This window comes from Cuniculiplasma divulgatum, from assembly GCA_031200235.1.
Lineage (GTDB): Archaea > Thermoplasmatota > Thermoplasmata > Thermoplasmatales > Thermoplasmataceae > UBA509.
Window position 1 is genome coordinate 916,139 of record CP133595.1, and the last position, 20,395, is coordinate 936,533.

At 45.9% G+C, this 20,395-nt stretch carries 28 protein-coding genes and 1 tRNA gene; 16 read left to right on the forward strand and 13 right to left on the reverse strand.

Going from position 1 to position 20,395, the window contains the following annotated elements; all coding sequences use genetic code 11:
• Positions 1–31: 31 nt before the first annotated feature.
• Together RE469_04900 and RE469_04905 are read right to left on the reverse strand one after the other, a co-directional pair.
• Positions 32–2,140, reverse strand: a complete 2,109-nt coding sequence (locus RE469_04900) for a heavy metal translocating P-type ATPase (GenBank protein ID WMT45537.1) — start codon at positions 2,138–2,140, stop codon at positions 32–34.
• A gap of 11 nt (positions 2,141–2,151) precedes the next feature.
• Positions 2,152–2,292 (reverse strand): YHS domain-containing protein, encoded by a 141-nt coding sequence (locus RE469_04905; protein WMT45538.1) that lies wholly within the window; start codon positions 2,290–2,292, stop codon positions 2,152–2,154.
• Positions 2,293–2,367: 75 nt separating this feature from the next.
• Between RE469_04905 and RE469_04910 the strand changes: the two genes are divergently transcribed.
• The 4 genes from RE469_04910 to RE469_04925 all read left to right on the forward strand — a co-directional run bounded on the left by RE469_04910 (position 2,368) and on the right by RE469_04925 (position 4,183).
• Positions 2,368–2,904: a TRASH domain-containing protein gene (locus RE469_04910; GenBank protein WMT45539.1), complete on the forward strand. Its 537-nt coding sequence runs from the start codon at positions 2,368–2,370 to the stop codon at positions 2,902–2,904.
• A gap of 137 nt (positions 2,905–3,041) precedes the next feature.
• Positions 3,042–3,455: a hypothetical protein gene (locus tag RE469_04915; protein WMT45540.1), complete on the forward strand. Its 414-nt coding sequence runs from the start codon at positions 3,042–3,044 to the stop codon at positions 3,453–3,455.
• A gap of 154 nt (positions 3,456–3,609) precedes the next feature.
• Positions 3,610–3,786, forward strand: coding sequence for an SHOCT domain-containing protein (locus RE469_04920; GenBank protein ID WMT45541.1), 177 nt, complete (start codon positions 3,610–3,612; stop codon positions 3,784–3,786).
• A gap of 4 nt (positions 3,787–3,790) precedes the next feature.
• On the forward strand, positions 3,791–4,183 hold the full coding sequence (locus tag RE469_04925) for a DUF302 domain-containing protein (protein WMT45542.1): 393 nt from the start codon (positions 3,791–3,793) through the stop codon (positions 4,181–4,183).
• 313 nt (positions 4,184–4,496) lie between these two features.
• On the opposite strand, the gene RE469_04930 is transcribed toward RE469_04925, so the two are convergent.
• The 11 genes from RE469_04930 to RE469_04980 form a co-directional block, all read right to left on the reverse strand.
• On the reverse strand, positions 4,497–5,087 hold the full coding sequence (locus RE469_04930; protein WMT45543.1) for a rusticyanin: 591 nt from the start codon (positions 5,085–5,087) through the stop codon (positions 4,497–4,499).
• An 8-nt stretch (positions 5,088–5,095) separates the two neighbouring features.
• Positions 5,096–5,455 (reverse strand): SHOCT domain-containing protein, encoded by a 360-nt coding sequence (locus RE469_04935; protein ID WMT45544.1) that lies wholly within the window; start codon positions 5,453–5,455, stop codon positions 5,096–5,098.
• Positions 5,456–5,512: 57 nt separating this feature from the next.
• Positions 5,513–6,073, reverse strand: a complete 561-nt coding sequence (locus tag RE469_04940) for a hypothetical protein (protein WMT45545.1) — start codon at positions 6,071–6,073, stop codon at positions 5,513–5,515.
• Between the two features lie 20 nt (positions 6,074–6,093).
• Positions 6,094–6,783, reverse strand: a complete 690-nt coding sequence (locus RE469_04945) for a hypothetical protein (GenBank protein ID WMT45546.1) — start codon at positions 6,781–6,783, stop codon at positions 6,094–6,096.
• Between the two features lie 298 nt (positions 6,784–7,081).
• On the reverse strand, positions 7,082–7,522 hold the full coding sequence (locus tag RE469_04950; GenBank protein ID WMT45547.1) for a type II toxin-antitoxin system VapC family toxin: 441 nt from the start codon (positions 7,520–7,522) through the stop codon (positions 7,082–7,084).
• Positions 7,497–7,781, reverse strand: coding sequence for a hypothetical protein (locus RE469_04955; GenBank protein ID WMT45548.1), 285 nt, complete (start codon positions 7,779–7,781; stop codon positions 7,497–7,499). The genes RE469_04950 and RE469_04955 overlap by 26 nt, the downstream gene beginning before the upstream one ends.
• A 262-nt stretch (positions 7,782–8,043) precedes the next feature.
• Positions 8,044–8,703: an arginase family protein gene (locus RE469_04960; protein ID WMT45639.1), complete on the reverse strand. Its 660-nt coding sequence runs from the start codon at positions 8,701–8,703 to the stop codon at positions 8,044–8,046.
• Positions 8,704–8,952, reverse strand: coding sequence for a hypothetical protein (locus tag RE469_04965; protein WMT45549.1), 249 nt, complete (start codon positions 8,950–8,952; stop codon positions 8,704–8,706). It abuts the gene before it with no gap.
• Between the two features lie 80 nt (positions 8,953–9,032).
• Positions 9,033–9,104: transfer RNA gene (locus RE469_04970), tRNA-Ala, on the reverse strand.
• A gap of 117 nt (positions 9,105–9,221) precedes the next feature.
• Positions 9,222–9,872, reverse strand: a complete 651-nt coding sequence (locus RE469_04975; GenBank protein ID WMT45550.1) for an acetate--CoA ligase family protein — start codon at positions 9,870–9,872, stop codon at positions 9,222–9,224.
• Positions 9,859–11,253, reverse strand: a complete 1,395-nt coding sequence (locus tag RE469_04980; GenBank protein ID WMT45551.1) for a CoA-binding protein — start codon at positions 11,251–11,253, stop codon at positions 9,859–9,861. The genes RE469_04975 and RE469_04980 overlap by 14 nt, the downstream gene beginning before the upstream one ends.
• A 272-nt stretch (positions 11,254–11,525) precedes the next feature.
• Between RE469_04980 and RE469_04985 the strand changes: the two genes are divergently transcribed.
• The 12 genes from RE469_04985 (at position 11,526) to RE469_05040 (ending at position 20,395) form a co-directional block, all read left to right on the forward strand.
• On the forward strand, positions 11,526–12,260 hold the full coding sequence (locus tag RE469_04985; GenBank protein WMT45552.1) for an isopentenyl phosphate kinase: 735 nt from the start codon (positions 11,526–11,528) through the stop codon (positions 12,258–12,260).
• On the forward strand, positions 12,257–13,309 hold the full coding sequence (fni, locus tag RE469_04990) for a type 2 isopentenyl-diphosphate Delta-isomerase (protein WMT45553.1): 1,053 nt from the start codon (positions 12,257–12,259) through the stop codon (positions 13,307–13,309). Before RE469_04985 ends, fni begins: the two co-directional genes overlap by 4 nt.
• Positions 13,299–13,844: a ZPR1 zinc finger domain-containing protein gene (locus RE469_04995; protein ID WMT45554.1), complete on the forward strand. Its 546-nt coding sequence runs from the start codon at positions 13,299–13,301 to the stop codon at positions 13,842–13,844. The genes fni and RE469_04995 overlap by 11 nt, the downstream gene beginning before the upstream one ends.
• A 70-nt stretch (positions 13,845–13,914) precedes the next feature.
• Positions 13,915–14,145 carry an ATPase gene (locus RE469_05000; protein ID WMT45555.1) on the forward strand — a complete coding sequence of 77 codons (231 nt, stop codon included), beginning with the start codon at positions 13,915–13,917 and terminating at the stop codon, positions 14,143–14,145.
• Positions 14,146–14,154: 9 nt separating this feature from the next.
• Positions 14,155–14,721, forward strand: coding sequence for a V-type ATP synthase subunit E family protein (locus tag RE469_05005; GenBank protein WMT45556.1), 567 nt, complete (start codon positions 14,155–14,157; stop codon positions 14,719–14,721).
• Between the two features lie 4 nt (positions 14,722–14,725).
• Entirely contained in the window at positions 14,726–15,784 is a 1,059-nt protein-coding gene (locus tag RE469_05010; protein WMT45557.1) for a V-type ATPase subunit, read from the forward strand.
• A gap of 9 nt (positions 15,785–15,793) precedes the next feature.
• Positions 15,794–16,120 carry a V-type ATP synthase subunit F gene (locus RE469_05015; protein WMT45558.1) on the forward strand — a complete coding sequence of 109 codons (327 nt, stop codon included), beginning with the start codon at positions 15,794–15,796 and terminating at the stop codon, positions 16,118–16,120.
• A 3-nt stretch (positions 16,121–16,123) separates the two neighbouring features.
• Positions 16,124–17,875 (forward strand): V-type ATP synthase subunit A, encoded by a 1,752-nt coding sequence (locus tag RE469_05020; GenBank protein ID WMT45559.1) that lies wholly within the window; start codon positions 16,124–16,126, stop codon positions 17,873–17,875.
• A 2-nt stretch (positions 17,876–17,877) separates the two neighbouring features.
• Positions 17,878–19,263 carry a V-type ATP synthase subunit B gene (locus RE469_05025; GenBank protein ID WMT45560.1) on the forward strand — a complete coding sequence of 462 codons (1,386 nt, stop codon included), beginning with the start codon at positions 17,878–17,880 and terminating at the stop codon, positions 19,261–19,263.
• Positions 19,263–19,901 carry a V-type ATP synthase subunit D gene (locus RE469_05030; GenBank protein ID WMT45561.1) on the forward strand — a complete coding sequence of 213 codons (639 nt, stop codon included), beginning with the start codon at positions 19,263–19,265 and terminating at the stop codon, positions 19,899–19,901. The genes RE469_05025 and RE469_05030 overlap by 1 nt, the downstream gene beginning before the upstream one ends.
• A 24-nt stretch (positions 19,902–19,925) precedes the next feature.
• The gene (locus RE469_05035) at positions 19,926–20,075 is read left to right on the forward strand and encodes a hypothetical protein (protein WMT45562.1); all 150 of its coding nucleotides are present in this window, start codon (positions 19,926–19,928) and stop codon (positions 20,073–20,075) included.
• On the forward strand, positions 20,072–20,395 hold the full coding sequence (locus RE469_05040; protein ID WMT45563.1) for a hypothetical protein: 324 nt from the start codon (positions 20,072–20,074) through the stop codon (positions 20,393–20,395). The genes RE469_05035 and RE469_05040 overlap by 4 nt, the downstream gene beginning before the upstream one ends.

A 20,395-nucleotide genomic window follows, 5' to 3' on the forward strand; every position in this document is an offset into this window, starting at 1 on the left:
AGTGTGATATCTGCTTTATTAAGCCTGTATTTCAATCCGAAGGATGGGGCTGAGCCGTTTTTGAGTAAAGGCGAAGGTCCCTTCTTTTCCATTCCTTGCTCATCTTCTTTCTGAGCATCAGAGAGTTTATCACCACAGATGATGAACTCATGCCCATTGCAAACGCAGCGAGGATCGGAAGCACAGAGAAGACGGACAATCCGAGAAAGGGAACCAGCACCCCGCCAGCAATTGGCATCAGCAGCGTGTTGTAGCCCACAGCCCACCCGATGTTCTGCTTTATCTTTGTGATGGTTTTGGTTCCTATGATCCTGGTCAGTATGAGCTGTCTCAGGTCGTTGTTAATGAGTATAATGTCACCACTTTCCCTAGCGATATCCGTGCCGGAGCCCATTGCAATACCAACGTCTGCTGTTTCAAGTGCCACGGTATCATTGATACCATCTCCTGTAAACATGACGAAGTCTCCTTTCGCCTGGTATTCCTTGATAATTTCTGATTTGTTTTCCGGAAGAACCTCCGCGTGGATATCATTGATTCCAAGAATGTTGGCAACCCTTTCGGCCTCAGATTTCGAATCCCCCGTTACCATGGCAGTTCTTATGCCGAGCTTCCTGAGTTCTGTTATTGTGGCAACTGCACTCTCCCGAACGGTGTATGCAAGCGTTATATCTCCTATACTCAAACCGTCCACGTAAACGGATACCACAGATCCTCCCGCACGACTGGCCCTAGTTATTTTTACCTCCCTGCCATCAACAGTGCCCGATATTCCCATACCAGGCATCTCTTTGACCCCCTGCGCCTCATCGATCGAAATGGAGGCTTTTCCAGCCTCCTTTATTATGGCCCTGGCTATGGGATGGTTGGAAGATCTCTCAACGGAAGCTGCCATACGCAGCATATCATCTCTTGACCATCCGCTTTCAGGGAGAATGTGAGTAACAGCCGGATCCGGCTCCGTAAGTGTGCCAGTCTTGTCGAATACAGCCATATTGACCTTTGACAGCCTGTCCAGAGCGCTGGTATTCTTTATTATTATACCGTTCTCGGAGGCGTAATTCGAGGATATGAGTAATGTGATTGGCCCGGCAAGTCCGATGGCACACGGGCAGGCTATGACTACAACCGAGACAAATGCCAGGACTGCAATTTCCAGGGGAAGGGCAAAACCTGTACTATTGAGGTAGAAATACCAGAATAGTCCCGAAGCCAGGGCCGCGGCAATTACCACTGGAACAAATATTGCTGAGAACACGTCTGCAATTCTCTGTACTTTTGCCCTTCCTGAAATTGCCCTCTGGATCAGTTCATATATCTGGCTAACGGTACTGTTCTTTCCAGTCCTTGTAACACTGATCTTAAGGACGCCATTGAGGTTGGAAGTGCCGGATGAAACTGTGTCGCCTTTCTTTTTCAATACCGGTTCCTGTTCTCCGGTGAGCATGGATTCATCCACTTCAGCCGAACCGTCGTAGATTTTCCCGTCTGCAGGGATGGATTCGCCAGGCCTTATAAGTATAATGTTGCCTTCCCTGAGTTCGTCTGTTGGTGTGTCAACTTCCTTTCCATTTTCTGTGATCACGTGCGAAACATTTGGGATAAGCTCCAGAAGCTTACTGGCAGCCCTGTTGGCACGAACCTTTGTCAGGTTCTCAATGAAGTTTCCCGTGAGTATGAGTGTAATGATGAATGCAGACGCGTCAAAGTAGACGTCTGCAGCCGGTATCTTACCTGGGAAAAAGGTAACATAGCTGGAGAATATGAATGCAGTAAGTGTTCCCATTGAGATCAGGAGGTCCATGTTTCCGGATCTGCTCCTGATAGCATGATATGCTCCTTCGTAGAATCCATATCCAGAGTAAAACTGAACCGGAAGAGTCAGCATAAAGAGGGCAATATCCTTGTATGCCTGTCCAAGAAAAAGGCTTCCTGGAACCAGGTAGTTTATGATTATGATCGGTATCGCGAGGCCCCACCCAAGAACAAGTCGCCTTTTTAGGCGAGTCGCTTCTTTTTCCGGTGAACTATACTTCTGCTGGCAGGTTTTAGAACAAAAATAGTACGTTTGCCCGTCGACTACCGACGTCAGATCGGTATCCTCAGGTACAAACATTCCACATACGGGATCAGTTGGCATTTATGTTCTCCTTACCTACTGTATTTCAGGGGGTTCTTGTCGAATTCTGACTTGCAGTGGCTACTGCAGAAGTAGAACGTTTTTCCCTGGAACTCGCTCTTCAGGTCAGTGCTCTCCTTCACTTTCATTCCGCATATTACATCTGTGGCCATAGTTATGAATTGTGTTGATATACATATATTATATCTATCCATAATGTTAAAGTAGATGAGTAAAATCATTACATTATGAGAAGAAATCTTTCTGAACTGGAACAGAGGCTCATATTATTGCTCAAGAGAAATTCCAGGATGAGCATAGTGGACATGGCAAGTGAGCTGGGCATCAGCAGGCTTACGGCCAAGAAAGCCCTGGACTCCATAATATCAAGCGGAAGGATCAAGAAATTCACCATCTCCATTGCAGATGAAGAAAAGGATATGGTCCTCGTATACACTGACAATTTAGAGAACATACCGGAAAATATTATCCTGGAGCGCTTCTCTCTCATAGACGGATCCTATATGGTGATCCTCTACTATGAGGACCTCATAAAGTTAAAGAAGGCTAGCATAAAAAGAGTTGAAATAGCAACCTCAAGAGAATCGTATGAAAACATGAACAGGGTAGAAAATATCCACTGCGATTACTGCGGAAAAGAGATCAAGGACAGTCCGATCTCAGTAGGAATAAGGGGGAAGACATATTACGTGTGCTGTCCGAACTGTGAGAGAGACCTCAAGAAAAGAGGGGAGATGATTCCTGAAGAAGATTCCAGACACTAGCATGTACGGATAGATGCTGTTGATAAAAGGGATGCTACAGTTCTAATCAAACATTCTCATAACGTCTAATATATTGGAGCTGCCTGGACAGTTTGGTCAGAGATATTATAAATAACTGAGATGAATTATAATCTACCATGAGTTCAGTGAGAGATTTAACTAACGGAGTGGACTCATCATCTGGCGTGGCTGAAAATAAACTGGCGGACAAGAATTCAAACATTCCAGATTCAATTGCTGTTGGGAAAGGGAAAGTTGAATCGGGAAAGGGAGTAATAAAGGCTGTTAAAGGGAAATTTTTAGTCTTGGAACTGGTTGAAGAAAAAGGGCCTTGCCCCGATAATATGTGCCAATTGGAAGCTAAAATCACTGCAAGGATTCTTTATGACATCAACGATCCATCCCTATATGAAATGATTAAAACAGACAGGTTCACAATAGCCATCAGCAAAGCTGTCTGGCGCGCCATAGATAGGGGCAGGCAGAACATCTCTATCAGGAAAGGACGATTTGGCAGTCTGATCGTGAAGGGTTTCTCACTAACCTACTGATACGCCCATGCTCTTTTACACCATCTTATGGGGTGTGATCTCACCTCAGGGTGATTCTTATCGTTATGTACGTTTCTGGTGATCATATTTTACAGATTGAATAAAGTATGGTTTTATACATTAACAAGATTTCATAACTATGTCTTGTGGATGTATGAAGAATTCGGGAAACCACATGGGAAAGCATCAAATGCACAGCCATGGCGATGAGGAAAACTCCTCAGCGGATGACACTAAAACTGCACTGGAAATACTGAATGAGAGGTATGCAAGAGGAGAAATCGGAAAAGAAGAGTATTTAAGCATGAAGAATGAAATTCTGTCCAGGTGAAGAAATGGCAACTGAATACAGAGTCAAAACAGAGCGTTCTTTTGATGAAGCGTGTGACAAGGTTAGAGAGATTGTACCTCTAAACGGTTTCTCTATACTATCTGAGATCAGGATAGGCGAGATCCTGAGGTCAAAGGGGTTTAAATATCCTAATTTCACAACCTTTGATATCTGCAATCCTGAATATGCACATGAAGCCCTTTCCTTCGACCACAAGGTAGAGACGCTCATTCCATGCCATCTGATAGTAAAATCAGTGGAAGACGGTGCTGAGATATCTGCTCAAATGCCTGCAGAAATTTTCCATACCATTCAGACAGATAAGATGGAACAGAAGACGGCCTTTCTAAATGAGGTTGAAACAAAGCTCAAAATCGTTGTTGACTCACTCATATAATCGTTAAATGGGCCCAGGTACAGGCGGGAAACCTGCCTGGCGCACCAATATTTTGCTGCAGAGATTGTTTCCTTATGGTATAAAATGCATGAATGGATATTTGCCTGTGCGAATTCATTCGACGAGAGGCAGCGACCCATCAGGGTTGGTTTTATCGTTAACTATTGTTTTTCATCCTTTTAGTTGGTCCTGTCATTTGGCTCAAAATACTCGCTTATTTCGCAGGCACATCAAAAATCCGCCGCAAAGCAATGATGTTTACTTCAAACTAATTGAAAAAGTTAGATAGGCAGCATTGCTGCTGCCCGTATAATTATTGTTCTACAACTATCCTCCCATACATCCCGTTTTCAGCATGACCGGGATAGGTACACAGGTACCAGTACGTTCCGGATTGCGAAAAACTGTAACTCATATTGTAGTAATAGAAATAACCCGAATTTGTTGGTGGAAGAAAGCTCATGGATGTCATCGAACTGTATCCCCCCGATCCCATGGAACCCATTCCGCTCATGTAGGGATATGGTGGACCCTGATTGCTAAGTACAAAATTATGTTCAGAATCGGTATCGATATTTACCACTGTGAAATGAACAGTCACTCCCTCTTTGATCACTATCGTTGGGTTGTACATGCCTAGTATCTCAAAACTGTACATGCTCGGTCCGTTCATGGGTCCAGTCATCACAAGCAAGCTGCTGGAACTGTTTATGTAAATAGTCGAGTTAGTCTGTGAAGCATAAACTCCCGGCTCTGTTACATTCAAACCTTCAAGCTGTGACTGCGTCAGGTGCTGGGAACTGCTGGGTGTGTTGTATCCACCGTAGTAGTAGAAAGCCGAAAATACAAGCACGACAGTAAGGAAAGCAACTCCCACAATTCCTATAGCTTTATATTTGTTCATAGAAAATTTCACCTTCTTATGGTTTCAATCATCTGACGGTATTCTGACTCAGATATTTCTCCCCTTGCGAATCTTTCTTTCGCAATCTCCTCTGCCCTTGCCATCCGATCAACAGGTCGATGCGGTTCAGGGGTTCGAACGTCTTCAAATATGAAATAAATGAACACCAACACCAAGATTACCGATATCACACCTATGATCGGCATTATTATTCCCATACCATAGAAGCCACCCATCATCCCATATGGGCCATAGGTTCCATTGTAATAGTTGCCTCCAAACAGAATGGAGACAATTATTGTAACTGCCGCAACTACAGAGACAAGCGCCACAATGAACCACATCAAGTTTTCAAAATGTTTACCCATGGTACTCATATATGGTGGAAAGACACTTAATTCTTGGTTGAAACATGTTTCATGAAACTAATTTGAATAGGTTTCAGTAAGGATTATTTCATTTGTTACGCCTTTTCTCATCTTCACAACCACCCCTTTATTCTCCAATGCTGTCAGGGTCCTGGATATGGAGGCTTTTGAGGCATTAATTGTTGTCACTATATCACTTTGAAGCATTTTATTTCCATTTTTGTTTATGAGATCTATGATTTCAAGCTCTAAATCTGTAAAGTGTTCCGGGTTAATTCTGATCGGTGAGGCAGTATTACCAGATGGGTACGACCCATCCAGTTTCGATAAGACAATGGTTTTGTACTCTGTATGTTCAGGTTGAATCAGTGGATATAGCGTCATTAGCCCTTTTACAGAGAGTGCCGAAATAACAAGATTAACAATTACTATCCCCGTAAAAAGATAGAAAAAGTCATCAGTAACTCTCCCCTCAAGATAAACAACGACCACAAAAAATGTAACGGATATGACTACGATAAGGAGAGAGAGCAAGAGGGATATGCCATAGAATATGACCCGTCTTGTAACCTGTGGTCTCCCAGATTCTGCGAGGGTAATGGCTTTGGTGTTTCTCATAAATCATTATGTCCTATAATTTATTGGGCATAAATAGTTCCTGTCATCCAGCCAGGAGTGGACATTGCGCCTCCCCATCCTGTTGGTCCTGAACCACAAGCAGCCTCACATTGCCAGACATAGCTTCCGCTGCTGTTTAAGTAAAAAGAAGCAACCTCAGTATATCCCGCTATTACAGGAATGTTAACAACGGTGCTCGAACCTTGTAAGATAGTGAAAGTATGCAATACTTTTGATGCTGGGAATGATGTTATGTTGGTAGACCATGACTTTGAAGTATTGCTTCCCATAGCCGTAGTGCCGTTTATGACATAGACCTGATCATTTAGAACCCCACTGGCAGTCAAATACTGCGCAGGTACCGATGTGTTACCCATATCGTACGAAGTGATGGTGATGGTTATTTTTATGTGTGTAGGCAGGGTTATATTCGACGTGGATTGAAGTGTGCCATTCATAACCTCATAGTACCTGGGTTGAGCTCCAATCGAACTGTTGTAGTTTGCGTCCATGACTTCTATCAAGTCAAGATGATATCCACCATTACTTTGCTGATTACTGCTCTGGCTACTGCTGACGGCGACCTGATGGTCATAAGCAACACCAATTCCCACTCCCCCTATAATCACTATCGCGGAAACAATGGCGTAAAAGACTTTTTCCTGCATAATGAAATAATGGTTGAGAAAATTTAAAGGATCTGTTATCATAATGTAAAGGAAATGAATCATGATTATTCATAACGTATGGTAAGTGGAAGTCAGAAAAAAGATCATGATCGTGAGATTAATCGTGTTGTAACTCCCATCATCGGCTGAGTTAGAGGCAGTTGACAGAATTAGGAAAACTCGGAATGGACCGATCGGGATTTGATTAAAGTTTTAAGGGAATACCGTTGAAGGTTCTTGGGACAAGAAGGGAGTTGCTGTTCTCGCATTATACCTGGGATTGATACTTATGCCTGATTAGCAGCTTCGCAAATAGAGAAGAAAAAGCATATTACGGTACTCACAGGGCCGTTTCTATACCAAGCTTCCTGGCTGCTGCATTAAGTCCCCTGTCAGCCGAGCAGAACACAGTCGTCCCGGCTTCAATACAGGTTTCTAGCTGAATTGCATCTACAATATATATGTGTTGTTCAAGAACTGTCTCGACAGCTTTCCTGATTATCTGGCTACTAACAGGATATATTTCAACCGAGGAGGATCTTTCAAGTAAGCCCAACTCACTTAGCATTGCTTGGAGACGGTTTCTCGCGTCAATACCCGTTTTCCTTGAGTATTTGTCAAAAACAACAGCCGCCTCGCCAAGGTTGATCTCAGACAGGCAAATAACTGTCTCCCCTCGCTGGGCTTGATGAAAGTAGCTGTCAGCCAGGGTGCTGTTTTCCTCCTTAACGTACCTTTTGATCAGTATACTGGTATCAAGATAGACGTGAGATACGTTCATTTCGCATTTCCCTGACTTCTTTTTCTGAGTACACTCTACCAGTGAGATCAGGCCTGTTCCTCTCTACATCTTCCCCGCTTATGTATCCGCAGTCGAGATTAAGCTCCTTGCACAGATCACTTAGGATCTCCGCTGTGGAAAGGGAACGAAGTGATTTTTCGATGTAGTCGCTTAGGGTCCTTCCTTTTTTCAATAGGGCCAGCTTTGCGTTGTCCACAACTGGTTTTTCTACTGATACGGTTATCTTGGTTTTAACCATCTAGCCGTATATATGGTAAACCGTATTAAGTCTTTCTACCAATTTGGTTCTTAACCGAGAACAGATTCGACAGCTATAAACAGGTCTGACATACTCCCACAGCTGAAGATTGTGAGGTTCTCAGCTTTGCTTCGGTTTCGTCTTCATCCCTCACGGTCCAGTTGGTTTTGCGAGACCAATTACCAGGTCTTGAGGCCGCTCCAGTCGTGAACATTGCCTCTTTAGGGATATTAGTGCTCCCTGTGCACACATTCAGAACAAATCACACGTGCATCACGCCGAGGTACCTCAATCCTTCAGAAATAATTTTGACTACATAAATAGCATATCTTCCATCCGGGTCGGGATCCGGATTAAAGATAGTGACATCAGCACCAATAGTGCCCGGTGCCAAGAAGTTCATCAACTCAGCAAGATGCTCACCTTCAAAGCCTCCTTCATCAGGGCTATCAACAGCAGGCATCACGCTGGGATCAAGAACATCAAGATCAACATGAAGCCAATAGGGCTGTGCTCCAGATTCTTTTAGCGCACTCACGATGCGTTTGCCACTTTCTATCACTCCATCTGCAATGACGTTGCTCGCCGGAATCACTAGTCGAAGTTTCTCTGATACTTCTAAAAGGTGCTCGTCATTATCTCTGCAACGACAGTGTACAACCTTTCTCGGCTCAAAATATGGACCTGTGCCATCTATATTGGATATTTCGGGATAGTGGAGTCCTACTACGGCGGCTAAATCTTCGCCAGCTAAGCTCGCACATTTGCTAGAATTACCCGGGTGGCGAAAATAAGTATGGCCATCGATGTGGACAAGCCCATAGCTACCTCGCCTCTTGAGTGCTAGCCCGATCCCGAGAAGAAGGCTACAGTCAATACCAATTACGTGAGGAGTATTTCCACTCCCTAATATTCCTGTGATTCATTCTTGAATTTTCTTGGAATATTTTAGTATTTCGTCCTCATTTCGTATTCTTCCAGCTGAAATTTTATCAGAGTATTGGCCAGGGATTGTCGCTCCACCATCTATTCCTGCCATTTCAATGAAGAATCGGTAGTGCCCAGCTTCCCTCAGCGCTTCAGGAGCCTTCGAGCATCCGGGTACACTAGAAACTTCCGGTAGACGCAACCCTAAGTTGGCCGGTGTAGACAACAAAACTATCTTCCCCATGGCCAAAGAACCTCTTTATCCGATTTGGTATGTATCTGCTGCCACTTGATATATTTAATCATCTGGACCAAATTTAAATATGGACCGGTCGGGATTTGAACCCGAGGCCTCCTGCTTGCAAAGCAGGCGATCTACCGCTGATCTACCGGCCCTTGGTTTACCCAGGGTATGAAGCAGCCTGAGAGTATTAAAACGCTAAAAATACTTTTGCTGTTTCCACTCTTTTCAACTGTATTTGATACAGGAAAATGATTTGCATTGTAGACGCACTATTTGGAAAGCACAATTTTGGCATCTGCGGCAAAAGCATCACTTTCCGTTAGTATGAGGGGATTGATGTCCAGTGATCTGATATTTCCGCCTTCGTCTTGTATCAGCTGCGAAAGTGAAATCGCGGTATCCACAATGCTTTTCTCGTTTATTCTTATGCCTCTGAATCCCCTTACAAATCTTCCAAGGGATGTTTCCATTATCATTTCACTGACATCAGAAGTGGATATATTTACAGTCCTGAATGAGACATCATCAAAAATTTCTGCCAGGATGCCACCTGTTCCAAGCATAATGACGTGTCCGAATGTGGGATTTTTGTTCACGCCAAGTATTGTCTCCACCTTCCCCTGAACCATCTCTTCAAGAAGGAAATTGTGTTCTGGGAATTTGGTCAAAAGGTGTCTGAAGGCCGAATCAAGCTGATCTCTATCATTAATTCTCAGGATTACAGCACCGGAATCAGACTTATGCAATAAATCGTGCCCTACGGCTTTGAGAACCACAGGATAATGAAGCGATATATCATCCGGCAGGGCATTGCCCTCAATAAGCATACCCAGTGGCGTTCTTATTTTGTATTTCCTTAGAAGGGCCTTCGCCTGAAATTCGTCCATGACCCCTCCGGGATAATCCTCATACAGCAGCATCTTTCATCCTCCTCATGTAAAAAGAATACTTGGCAAGCGCCTCAGCCGATCGTACCGTTCTTGATATACTTGGAAATGATGGAACGTGCTGCTGCTCAAGGGAAAGCAGCATTCCTTTGGCTTCCTTGAATCCCAGAACTCCAACCAGCAGAGGCTTGCCTGACCTCTGCCATTTAACTGCCACATCAACCAGATCCATGGTCATTTTAGGTGTCTGTGGAAGTGCATAAAGTATAATCAGGTCCACTTCATCTGCTTCATTCAGTATTGCCAGGATATCGTTAACCTGGCTAACACTGCCATCAGCCGTTATGTCCACAGGATTCTGCACAGATCCAAAGGCCACAATCAGTTTTCTGATCTCATCCTTTGTACGTTCAGAGAATTCAGCCATTTTCAGATCAGGATGGGCAGGAAGCGACAGCAGGTCCGTGGTCACAACGCCAACTCCACCAGCACTGGTCACGACAGCTACCCTGTTACCATGGGCATTTCTGGAGTAGGATAATGTTCTTGTAAAGTCCATGAGTTCGGTCTCGTTCTGGGCTCTGACAATGCCCAGCTGCCTGAATATGCCTTCTGTAACCCTATCATCAGTGGCCATGGAGGCGGTATGCAGCAATGCCGCCTTTGCCGCTGTTTCAGTTCTGCCGGATTTGAGTATCACGATGGGCTTGGATTGCACCGCAGTCTTCATGATCCTGAAGAAGTCATTCCCCCGAGGTATGCTCTCAAGATACAGGGCTATGCCTTTCACCTCACTTCTTGAGGCAAGGTATTTCAAAATGTCCAGTTCATCCAGGTCAGATCGGTTACCGACATTTATGAATGAATGTATGCCTGTTTCGAATTCAGATATTGTATCCATGGTGAGAAGTCCCAGTGCACCGCTCTGTGATATGAATGCTATATTTCCCGCAGGCGGAAACTGGACTCTGTCGGTTGGAGTCAGGGTTGTGTTGAGCCCGCTGCCGGGTACATATATCCCAACAGTGTTGGGGCCCACTATCCTTGTCTCTGTGCCCTCAATAAGGGAACTTATTCTGTCTTGCAGTGCTTTGCCATCCTTGCCGGTTTCTGCGAAACCTCCCGGTATCATCACAATGAATGGCACATTCAAGGAAACACAGTCCTGCACCACTGCAACAGATGATCTGGCAGGAATGGCAATTACGCATAAATCAATACTATGGCCTATGGACTTTAGGTCAGGATAGCATTTCAGCCCCATTATCTCATCCTGTGAGGGGTTAACCGGGAAAATACTGCCTCTATACCCTGATGAAATCAGGTTCTTCAGGATCACATTTCCAATTTTTCCCGGATCATTAGAGGCTCCAACGATGGCCACAGATTCAGGATGAAATAACTTATGAAGCACACAATGTGATTCACAGCGAGAATAATAATTATATTATTACCAGTAAATTTTAACATTTATTAAAAATTTCTGCACATTAATGTAACTTCATATTTTTTCGACTTTCCACAGCGAAAAATGAGTCCATGAACTTTCCAATGGTGTAAAATACGCAACAGGTTCAGTGGCAGGCAGAATCCCGTATTCTAATGTGATAAGTGAATGGTGTCTCCATGAGGAAGAGAGTCTTGGTTGAGGGTCTTATATTTTATATCCATGTAACAATTCGCCCAATGATGCAGCTGGTAAAACTCGGAGGGAGCGTCATAACCGTCAAATCAAGATATCGTTATTTTCTCCAGCAGACAACAAGAAAAATTGTGCACGAACTTAAAAAAATTGATGACGAAATAATTCTTGTTCACGGGGGCGGATCATTCGGTCACATAAAGGCCAGCGAATACCAGTTGAGCGGAAGCCCGGCATCCTCATCACGTAGTGGAATTTCAATAGTGCACAGGGATATGATGGAACTTGATCAGAGGATTATTGGTGTGATGCTATCCGAAAGCATGCCAGGCATTGGAATGGCCCCCTCATCTTTTCCGGACCCTTTCATTCCCCCCTTCGAGCTGATTGAATCCTACATGAAGGCAGGGCTGTTTCCGGTGACCTTTGGTGATGTATATATCCGGAATGGGAATTCAGGTATTGTATCCGGTGACGACCTGATGCTCGCCCTTGCGCTTCATTTCAAGCCAACAAGAGTGATGTTCCTGAGCGATGTTGACGGAATATTCGACAGAAATCCAAAGACTCACCCAGATGCCGAACTCAGGAAAGAGGTGAAGGGAAATGAGGCGTTTGAGCTGAACAGAGAGGACGTGACAGGCGGAATGGGTAAAAAATTGGGAATAATGAAGAAGATAGCAGAAACTGGAACAACTGTATACCTCCTCAACGGGAGGCATCCGGAGAGGATCTGGAATATGGGGACGCGGGATTTCATCGGTACGGTGATACATTGATAGAGAACCGCAAGGAGGAACATATACGCATAGCGGAGACTGAGAACGTAACCACCGACCATAATTACTGGGATGACGTTGAGATCATTCATCAAGCTGTTCCGGAAGTGGACTTTGATGCAATCGATACCAGCGTGAAATTCCTGGATCACAAAATTGCCCATCCAATGATCATTTCATCAATGACAGGGGGAACGGATCTGGCAAAGAAGATAAACTTCAACCTGTCAACCGTTGCCGAAAAGTTCAGCATACCCATGGGGGTTGGAAGCATGAGGGCAGCGGTTGAGAAGAAGGAACTTGCCGATACATTCTCCGTAATCCTGCAGAGCAAGGTTCCGGTGAGGATAGCAAATATTGGCGCTCCTCAGCTTGTAAAACAGGGAAAACCCGCATTTACAGACAGAGATATAGAATATGTAATGGGTCTGATAGAAGCCGACTATCTCATAGTACATTTCAACTTCCTTCAGGAAATGGTACAGCCGGAAGGCGACAGGAATGCGGTGGGCATCCTCCGGAGATTGAAGGAAATCGCCGGCAGCTATCCTGTTATTGCCAAGGAGACAGGCAACGGAATATCACATGAGGCGGCACTTGCCCTGAAGGATGCTGGCGTAAGGGCCATAGATGTGGGCGGACTGGGCGGCACATCATTTGCTGCAATAGAATATTACAGGGCACGTAAGTCCGGAGATCTGGAAAAGATGACTTCCGGAAAATCATTCTGGAACTGGGGAATACCATCGCCTGCGTCCATAAAATACTCTCATGTTGGAATCCCTGTAATTGGGAGTGGCGGTCTGAGAAACGGCCTGGACCTTGCAAAGGCAATCATCATGGGGGCAGATGCTGGGGGTTTCGCCAGGATGCTTCTGAAGAGCGCCGATTCCTCTGCCCAGGACATTGAGGCAACGGTTCTTCAGATAATCAGGGACCTGAAGATTGCAATGTTCCTTACAGGGTCCTCATCAATTGCAAAGTTAAAGAAAGCCAGGCACTTCATAAGGGAGCCATTACGATCATGGGTTGATGCTTATGGCAGATGAACAGTATGATGATGACATTCCAAAGGAATTCGTGACCGAAACTCCATGCCCCTCCTGCGGGGAACCTCTTTTCTTCATATTCTACAGGACAAAGATAACGTACGAGGAGGCCGTGGAGATAGAGACCTTCTTCTGCAAGAAATGCCTGTATGAGAGTACACAGATAAGGCAGATAGATCGTCAGGAACCAAAAACTCTTGTATTCCAGGTCAGGAACCGTGACGATCTGCGAACGGTTCTATACAGGTCTCCAGAAGCAAGAATCAGCATACCGGAACTGGAAGCTGACATAGAGCCCGGTGAAATATCCACCGGAGAGATAACAACAGTTGAGGGTATACTGAGCCAGATTCTGGACAAGCTGCAGCTCCTTGACGAAGAGGATGCCTCTCCCGAAGATCTCAGGGTAATCAGGGAAAGGATTGAAGGAATCATCCAGGGAAGTGGGGAGCTATTCACCTTCGTTATTGATGATCCCATGGGAAAAAGCCGCATAAACAGTGGGAGAGTCATAACACTCAAGCATGAAGGATGAGCCATCAAGGCGAATGCGTAACGTGTCAGATTTATATATACTCCAACAATGATCCTGCGGTGCATAGCGCATGACAATTGACTATACATCAGCATTGTTAGCCATTGCGGCATCCATATCAATAGCTGGCGGACTTATAGGCACAGGTATGGCACAGCAGGGTATCGGAGCTGCCGGGATGGGGATTATTGCTGAAAAGCCGGAAAAGTTTGGGCAGGTACTGATATTTTTCGTTATCCCGGAGACACTGTGGATAATCGGGTTTGTCCTTGGAATAATTCTGCTGCTTCATATCCTGTGATGGTAAGATATGACGCTGGAAGATATCCTGAAAGACATAGAATCCCGGGGAGATGGCGAATTAAAAACGCTTAGTGACTACTATGAACAGAAGATATCAGAAATCAGGAAGAAGCAGGATATTGCTCTAAGGAATCTTCAGGAGAAGTATGAAAAACTCACCGAGGAAGAAGTGCGATCCGTTGAGAGAACAACAATAAGCTCGGGTGAAATGGAAGCCCTGAAGATTGTTAGATCCCGGGAAAGCAGCCTGATTGAGGAGGCCATGGGGAAAGCTACCATATATCTGAAGGAACTGAGGAACTCAAAAGATTATAAGGAAATAATGGCGAAAATGGTAGATGCAGCCCGCCGCAGCCTGGGAAAGAAATTTACCATACGGGTATCAGCCAGGGATTCCAGTCTTATACCGCAATCCAAGGATCTGGTTATCAGGGAGGAGGAAGTTGATCCGTATGGAGGAATAATTGCCGAATCCAGCGATGGCTCCATGCAGATTGACCTGACACTCACATCCATAATGCAGGACATAAAGGAGAAACTGATTTCCAGAATTTCAGAACACCTGGGGGAATGATCATATGGACCCCACCTACACCGGTGCCTTTGGAAGAGTTCGGGTCTACGGCAACGATTTTCTGCCGGAGGATTTCATCAGAAGGCTAATGGCCACGAAGACCATTGATGAAATGGTCTCTGAGCTCTTCGGCACGTTCTACAGGCAGGATATGGAGCTGTTTACGGCAGTCTACAAGGGAATTGACCTCATCAGCATCTCGTTGAACCACAGGCTGATACTGAGGAACAAGATAGCACTTTTTGCAGCTCCGGTACCCGGCAGGGATGTAATAAGGGCATACCTTTCCAAGTGGGATATTTCAAACATAAAATCCGTTCTATCATCCAAGTACCTGGGTTATGGCATAAAGGAAACAGAAAGCTTCCTTGTTAGTTTCAGGGATGTTCCCATCGGTATATTCGGCGGGAACCTCACAAGAGATGACTATAATGCCATGATGTCACAGAGTTCCGTGGATTCAGTAGTGAATTATCTTTCCAACTTCGGATACGGACAGCAGATACTGCTCAACATGGACCGGTTCAGGAAATCAGGCGATATCAGCCTCCTCCTCTCAGCTCTTGATACTTACTATTACTCGCAGCTTGTTGAATCAGTAAAATTCTACAATGGAGATGAGGGCCCGTTGAGAGCCTTCATTTCAGAGGAGATCGATCTGCGCAACCTCATGATAGTTCTCAAGAGTCTTGATCTGGGAATAGAATTTGAAAGGATCAGGGAAGGCCTGATACCGGCCGGCACAATGGATATGGGACGGCTTCAGGAGATATTCTCGGCGGGCTCAGTCACGCAGGCCATAGATAAGCTGGGTTCATACGGAAACATGAAACAGGCTGCGCAGGCTTATGAGCAGACAAGGCGGCTTGAATCCCTGGAGAGCTCAATAAGGTCTGATATCCTGAAAAGATACATTGATATTTTCAATTCGCAGGCTCTTTCTGTGGGGTCTGTATTCGCATTCATACTGAGGTCTGAGCTTGAGCGTGAGAGAATCAGGTCAGTTTCTCTTGGCAAGTATTATTCTGTCAGCGAGGACCGGATAAAGTCTCTGATATTTTAGGGTGGTTTCATGATAAAGGGAGAAAAAGTAGGAAATATTGCAGTTATCGGCGAGAGGGAACTGGTTCTGGGTTTCCGCCTGGTCGGGGTTGAAAACTCATTCATTGCAGAGAAGGAGAAGGGCGTTGAAATGCTTCAGGAAATGATCAGGGAAAAGAAGTTCTCTCTGGTTATGATATCTGAAAGCATCAAGTCATTCATGGATCAGAAAACACTCAGGGCTGTTGAAACTTCAACTGATCCGGTGGTTGTTTTCATACCGCTTCCAGGAGGCCAGGACCTGGAATCGGTCAACGATCTTGCCAGAAGGGTACTTGGAGTGGAGATTGGTAGGTGAGTTATGGGAAAGATAGTAAGAATTTCAGGGCCAGTTGTGGTTGCTGAAGATGTTGAAGATGCAAGGATGTTCGATGTGGTAAGGGTCGGCGAGCTTGGCCTGGTTGGCGAGATAATACGAATAACAGGAAACAGGTCAACAGTGCAGGTTTATGAGGATACCAGCGGCATAAGGCCCGGTGAAAAGGTGGAGAGCACCCATAAGCCGCTTTCCGTGGATCTGGGCCCCGGATTGCTCAAGTCAATATACGACGGAATACAGAGGCCACTGGACGTGATCCGTGCAAAGACCGGGGATTTCATCAGGAGGGGATTCACTGCTGCTCCACTTGATGAAGAAAAGCTGTGGGAGTTCACTCCGGTCATAAAGGACGGATCAAAGGTTGTCCAGGGCCAGATCGTCGGCACTGTGCAGGAAACAGGCATTATAAGCCACAAGATTATGGTTCCATTTGGAGTCTCTGGGATCATAAAGGGCCTGAAGGCGGGCAAATTCAAGGTTTCAGACAAGATTGCAGTGGTGGAGACGGAAAGTGGCGAGGAAATCATAAGGCTCAAGCAGGAATGGCCGGTGAGGGTTGCAAGAAAGGTCATCAGGAAGCTTGCTCCGGAAATCCCGCTCATCACAGGGCAGAGAGTTATTGACACCTTTTTCCCGGTTGCAAAGGGCGGCACCGTTGCCGTCCCTGGCCCCTTCGGAAGCGGAAAGACAGTTGTGCAGCATCAACTTTCAAAGTGGGCAGACAGCGATATAGTGGTATACGTGGGATGCGGCGAGAGGGGAAACGAGATGACAGAAATCCTCACCACATTCCCTGAGCTTACTGATCCGAAGTCTGGAAAGCCTCTTATGGAAAGGACAGTGCTCATAGCCAACACCTCAAACATGCCTGTGGCGGCCAGGGAGGCCAGCATATATACAGGTATAACAATTGCTGAATATTACAGGGATATGGGGTACGGAGTTGCACTCATGGCAGACAGTACCTCCAGATGGGCAGAAGCCCTCCGTGAAATTTCTGGCAGGCTTGAGGAAATGCCCGGTGAAGAGGGATACCCTGCGTATCTTGGAAGAAGGCTTTCTGAGTTCTATGAAAGGTCCGGAAACGCCGTGGTCACATCGGACGATGACAGGATAGGATCAATAACAATTGTGGGTGCAGTTTCACCACCAGGCGGAGACATATCAGAGCCGGTCTCTCAGAATACCCTCAGGGTCACAAGGGTTTTCTGGGCACTTGATTCATCACTGGCATCCAGACGTCATTTCCCGTCAATAAACTGGCTCAACAGTTATTCCCTGTATGAGCCTGACCTGAGGAAATGGTTTGATGAAAACGTGGCAAAGGACTGGGGTGACATGTATGACGAGGCCATGGGCATACTCCAGAAGGAGGCAGAACTGCAGGAAGTTGTTCAGCTGGTTGGTTTTGACGCTCTTCCGGAGCGGGAGAAAAACATCCTGGACATAGCAAGAATGCTCAGGGAGGATTTCCTGCAGCAGAGTGCTTTCGACGAGGTTGACCAGTACTGTTCCATAAAGAAGCAGTACGGAATGCTGAAGGCCATCCTTGCACTTGGAAAGGAGCAGTCCAGGGCTCTTGAGAAGGGGCTTTCCATGGTGCAGGTGCAGAGTGTCAGGGCACGTGACATGATTTCAAGGATGAAGGAGGTAAAGGAAGATGAATTCCCTGCATACCTGGAGAATGTGCTGTCAGAGATCACAGGACAGATTGAAAGTTTGATGGAGGCTTGAAAATGCCACAGGTTAGCTATAAAACAGTATCACAGATTGCAGGTCCGCTTGTTTTTGTTGAAAAGGTGGAGAATGCGGCATACAACGAGCTTGTTGAAATAACCCTGGGAAACGGGGAGAAGAGATCAGGGCAGGTTCTTGACACGGGGAGAGGACTGGCCGTTGTTCAGGTGTTCGGTGCAACCTCAGGAATGGATGTAAGCAACACCAGGGTGAAGTTTCTGGGCAGCACAGCCCGGGTCTCCGTCTCAGATGAAATGCTCGGCCGTATATTCAACGGGCTTGGTGAACCCATCGACGGCCTTCCTCCAATAGTGAGCAAGGAAAGGGTGGAAGTGGTCGGAAACGCAATGAATCCATACTCCAGGGAGGAGCCTTCCGAGTTTATTGAAACCGGCATTTCAACCATAGACGGGATGAATACCCTGGTAAGGGGACAGAAACTTCCCATATTCTCATCGGCAGGCCTCTCCCACAACCGCCTTGCAGCACAGATCGCACGCCAGGCAAAGGTGCTGGGCAGCAGCGAGGATTTCGCTGTAATATTCGGCGCCATGGGAATAACCAGCGAAGAGGCAAACTACTTCGTGAGCGAATTCACCAAGACAGGAGCAATTTCAAGATCGGTGCTATTCCTCAACCTTTCATCGGATCCAAGCATGGAAAGGATAATACTGCCAAAGGTTGCCCTCACAACTGCTGAGTATCTGGCCTATGAGAAGGAAATGCACATACTGGTCATTCTCTCAGACATGACAAATTACTGCGAGGCGCTCCGTGAGATATCGTCTGCAAGGGAAGAGGTTCCGGGAAGACGTGGTTTCCCAGGATATATGTACACAGATTTGAGCACCATTTATGAGAGGGCCGGAAAGATAAGGGGCAAGAATGGATCAATAACACAGATTCCCATACTGACCATGCCTGGTGATGATATCACAAACCCGATTCCAGACCTTACGGGATACATTACAGAAGGCCAGATCGTTCTTAGCAGGGACCTCCAGAGAAAGGGAATATATCCTCCAGTTGATGTCCTGCCGTCGCTTTCCAGGCTCATGAACCAGGGCATAGGCAAGGGGAGGACAAGGGAGGATCACCGCGGCGTGGCAGATCAGATATATGCTGCATACGCAAACGGAAAGGATCTGAGGTCCCTGAGCGCCATAGTTGGAGAGGAGGCTCTGGGTCCAAATGACAGGAAATACCTGAAGTTTGCAGATGAGTTCGAAAAGAGGTACGTGAACCAGGGTTTCTACGACGACAGATCCATTGAGGATACCCTGGGCATTGGCTGGGATCTGCTTTCTGAGCTTCCGGAATCCGACATGAAAAGGGTAAAGAAAGACTTCATAGACAGATACGGGAAGTGGAATAAGGAGGACTGATGTCGCAGCTTGATATTAAGCCAACCAGGATAGAACTCATTCGGACAAACAGGAGGATAAAGCTTGCCAAGCGCGGCCTTGATCTCCTGAAAATGAAGCGTTCCTCACTGGTCATGGAGTTCTTTTCCATCAGCAGGTCAGTGAAGGGCCTCAGGGAAAACCTCAGGGGAGACATAGGGGAGGCCATCGAGACTGTCAGGATGGCAGAGATAATCTCCGGGACAATGGAACTGGAGAGAATTGCGTACATGTCAGCTGATTCCACTGTGGCAGTAAACATGAAGAATGTCATGGGAGTCAGGATACCAGAACTGAGCCGAAGCTACAACCAGACAATACTGTCAAACCAGTACAGGGCAATATCTGTGCCTACACCAATAAATGATGCCATAAAGACATTCGAGAGAATATACGTGCAGCTTGTGGAGATAGCCGAGAAGGAAAACTCCATGAGAAAACTTCTGCATGAGATAGATAAGACCAAGAGAAGATCCAACGCCATTGAGAACATACTCATTCCCCAATTGACGTCCAGCGCCAAGTTCATAAGGATGAGGCTGGACGAGATCGAAAGAGATATGTTCACCACACTGAAGATGATAAAGAGGAAGATGGGAAGAAGGGAGGAATCGGCCTAAATGAAATACTGGGAGCAGCCGCTGATGAAATACAAACAGCATATAGTTACGCCTGTTGAGGTGAGGAACAACCGGAACCTGAGGCTGTTCAGGAGGATCAGGATACTTTTTGCAGTGGTTAACCCGGTAATTTCAGTGGTGGTTCTTTCAATGATTGCACTGGGGGTTATATGATGGACGATCTTGAAACACTTAAGGTCATAAAGGAAAAGGAGGATTCCATAAATTCAAGGATTCAGGAGATCAAGGAACAGAAGGAAAAGGAAATCAGCAGCCTTGAAGCTGGCTTTGATGCCATCCTGAAGGCGAAGGAGGAAGAGCTGGAGATACAGAAGCAGAAGAGTGTGGACGAGGCCCTCCGTTCAGCAAAGGCAAAGGCTGAAAGCCTCATCCGGGATGCAATGGACAGATCCTCAAGACTGACCCTCACAGTTAAGGATGAGGACATAGAGAAATACGTGCACGAAGCAATAATGGAATACCTGGAGGCTTAA

Bases quoted from the DNA above. Each gene is read 5' to 3' on its own strand.
- RE469_04900 (WMT45537.1), bottom strand. From the start codon at position 2,140: ATGCCAACTGATCCCGTATGTGGAATGTTTGTACCTGAGGATACCGAT.
- RE469_04905 (WMT45538.1), bottom strand. From the start codon at position 2,292: ATGGCCACAGATGTAATATGCGGAATGAAAGTGAAGGAGAGCACTGAC.
- RE469_04910 (WMT45539.1), top strand. From the start codon at position 2,368: ATGAGAAGAAATCTTTCTGAACTGGAACAGAGGCTCATATTATTGCTC.
- RE469_04915 (WMT45540.1), top strand. From the start codon at position 3,042: ATGAGTTCAGTGAGAGATTTAACTAACGGAGTGGACTCATCATCTGGC.
- RE469_04920 (WMT45541.1), top strand. From the start codon at position 3,610: ATGAAGAATTCGGGAAACCACATGGGAAAGCATCAAATGCACAGCCAT.
- RE469_04925 (WMT45542.1), top strand. From the start codon at position 3,791: ATGGCAACTGAATACAGAGTCAAAACAGAGCGTTCTTTTGATGAAGCG.
- RE469_04930 (WMT45543.1), bottom strand. From the start codon at position 5,087: ATGAACAAATATAAAGCTATAGGAATTGTGGGAGTTGCTTTCCTTACT.
- RE469_04935 (WMT45544.1), bottom strand. From the start codon at position 5,455: ATGGGTAAACATTTTGAAAACTTGATGTGGTTCATTGTGGCGCTTGTC.
- RE469_04940 (WMT45545.1), bottom strand. From the start codon at position 6,073: ATGAGAAACACCAAAGCCATTACCCTCGCAGAATCTGGGAGACCACAG.
- RE469_04945 (WMT45546.1), bottom strand. From the start codon at position 6,783: ATGATAACAGATCCTTTAAATTTTCTCAACCATTATTTCATTATGCAG.
- RE469_04950 (WMT45547.1), bottom strand. From the start codon at position 7,522: ATGAACGTATCTCACGTCTATCTTGATACCAGTATACTGATCAAAAGG.
- RE469_04955 (WMT45548.1), bottom strand. From the start codon at position 7,781: ATGGTTAAAACCAAGATAACCGTATCAGTAGAAAAACCAGTTGTGGAC.
- RE469_04965 (WMT45549.1), bottom strand. From the start codon at position 8,952: ATGGGGAAGATAGTTTTGTTGTCTACACCGGCCAACTTAGGGTTGCGT.
- RE469_04975 (WMT45550.1), bottom strand. From the start codon at position 9,872: ATGCTGCTGTATGAGGATTATCCCGGAGGGGTCATGGACGAATTTCAG.
- RE469_04985 (WMT45552.1), top strand. From the start codon at position 11,526: ATGATGCAGCTGGTAAAACTCGGAGGGAGCGTCATAACCGTCAAATCA.
- RE469_04995 (WMT45554.1), top strand. From the start codon at position 13,299: ATGGCAGATGAACAGTATGATGATGACATTCCAAAGGAATTCGTGACC.
- RE469_05000 (WMT45555.1), top strand. From the start codon at position 13,915: ATGACAATTGACTATACATCAGCATTGTTAGCCATTGCGGCATCCATA.
- RE469_05005 (WMT45556.1), top strand. From the start codon at position 14,155: ATGACGCTGGAAGATATCCTGAAAGACATAGAATCCCGGGGAGATGGC.
- RE469_05010 (WMT45557.1), top strand. From the start codon at position 14,726: ATGGACCCCACCTACACCGGTGCCTTTGGAAGAGTTCGGGTCTACGGC.
- RE469_05015 (WMT45558.1), top strand. From the start codon at position 15,794: ATGATAAAGGGAGAAAAAGTAGGAAATATTGCAGTTATCGGCGAGAGG.
- RE469_05020 (WMT45559.1), top strand. From the start codon at position 16,124: ATGGGAAAGATAGTAAGAATTTCAGGGCCAGTTGTGGTTGCTGAAGAT.
- RE469_05025 (WMT45560.1), top strand. From the start codon at position 17,878: ATGCCACAGGTTAGCTATAAAACAGTATCACAGATTGCAGGTCCGCTT.
- RE469_05030 (WMT45561.1), top strand. From the start codon at position 19,263: ATGTCGCAGCTTGATATTAAGCCAACCAGGATAGAACTCATTCGGACA.
- RE469_05035 (WMT45562.1), top strand. From the start codon at position 19,926: ATGAAATACAAACAGCATATAGTTACGCCTGTTGAGGTGAGGAACAAC.
- RE469_05040 (WMT45563.1), top strand. From the start codon at position 20,072: ATGATGGACGATCTTGAAACACTTAAGGTCATAAAGGAAAAGGAGGAT.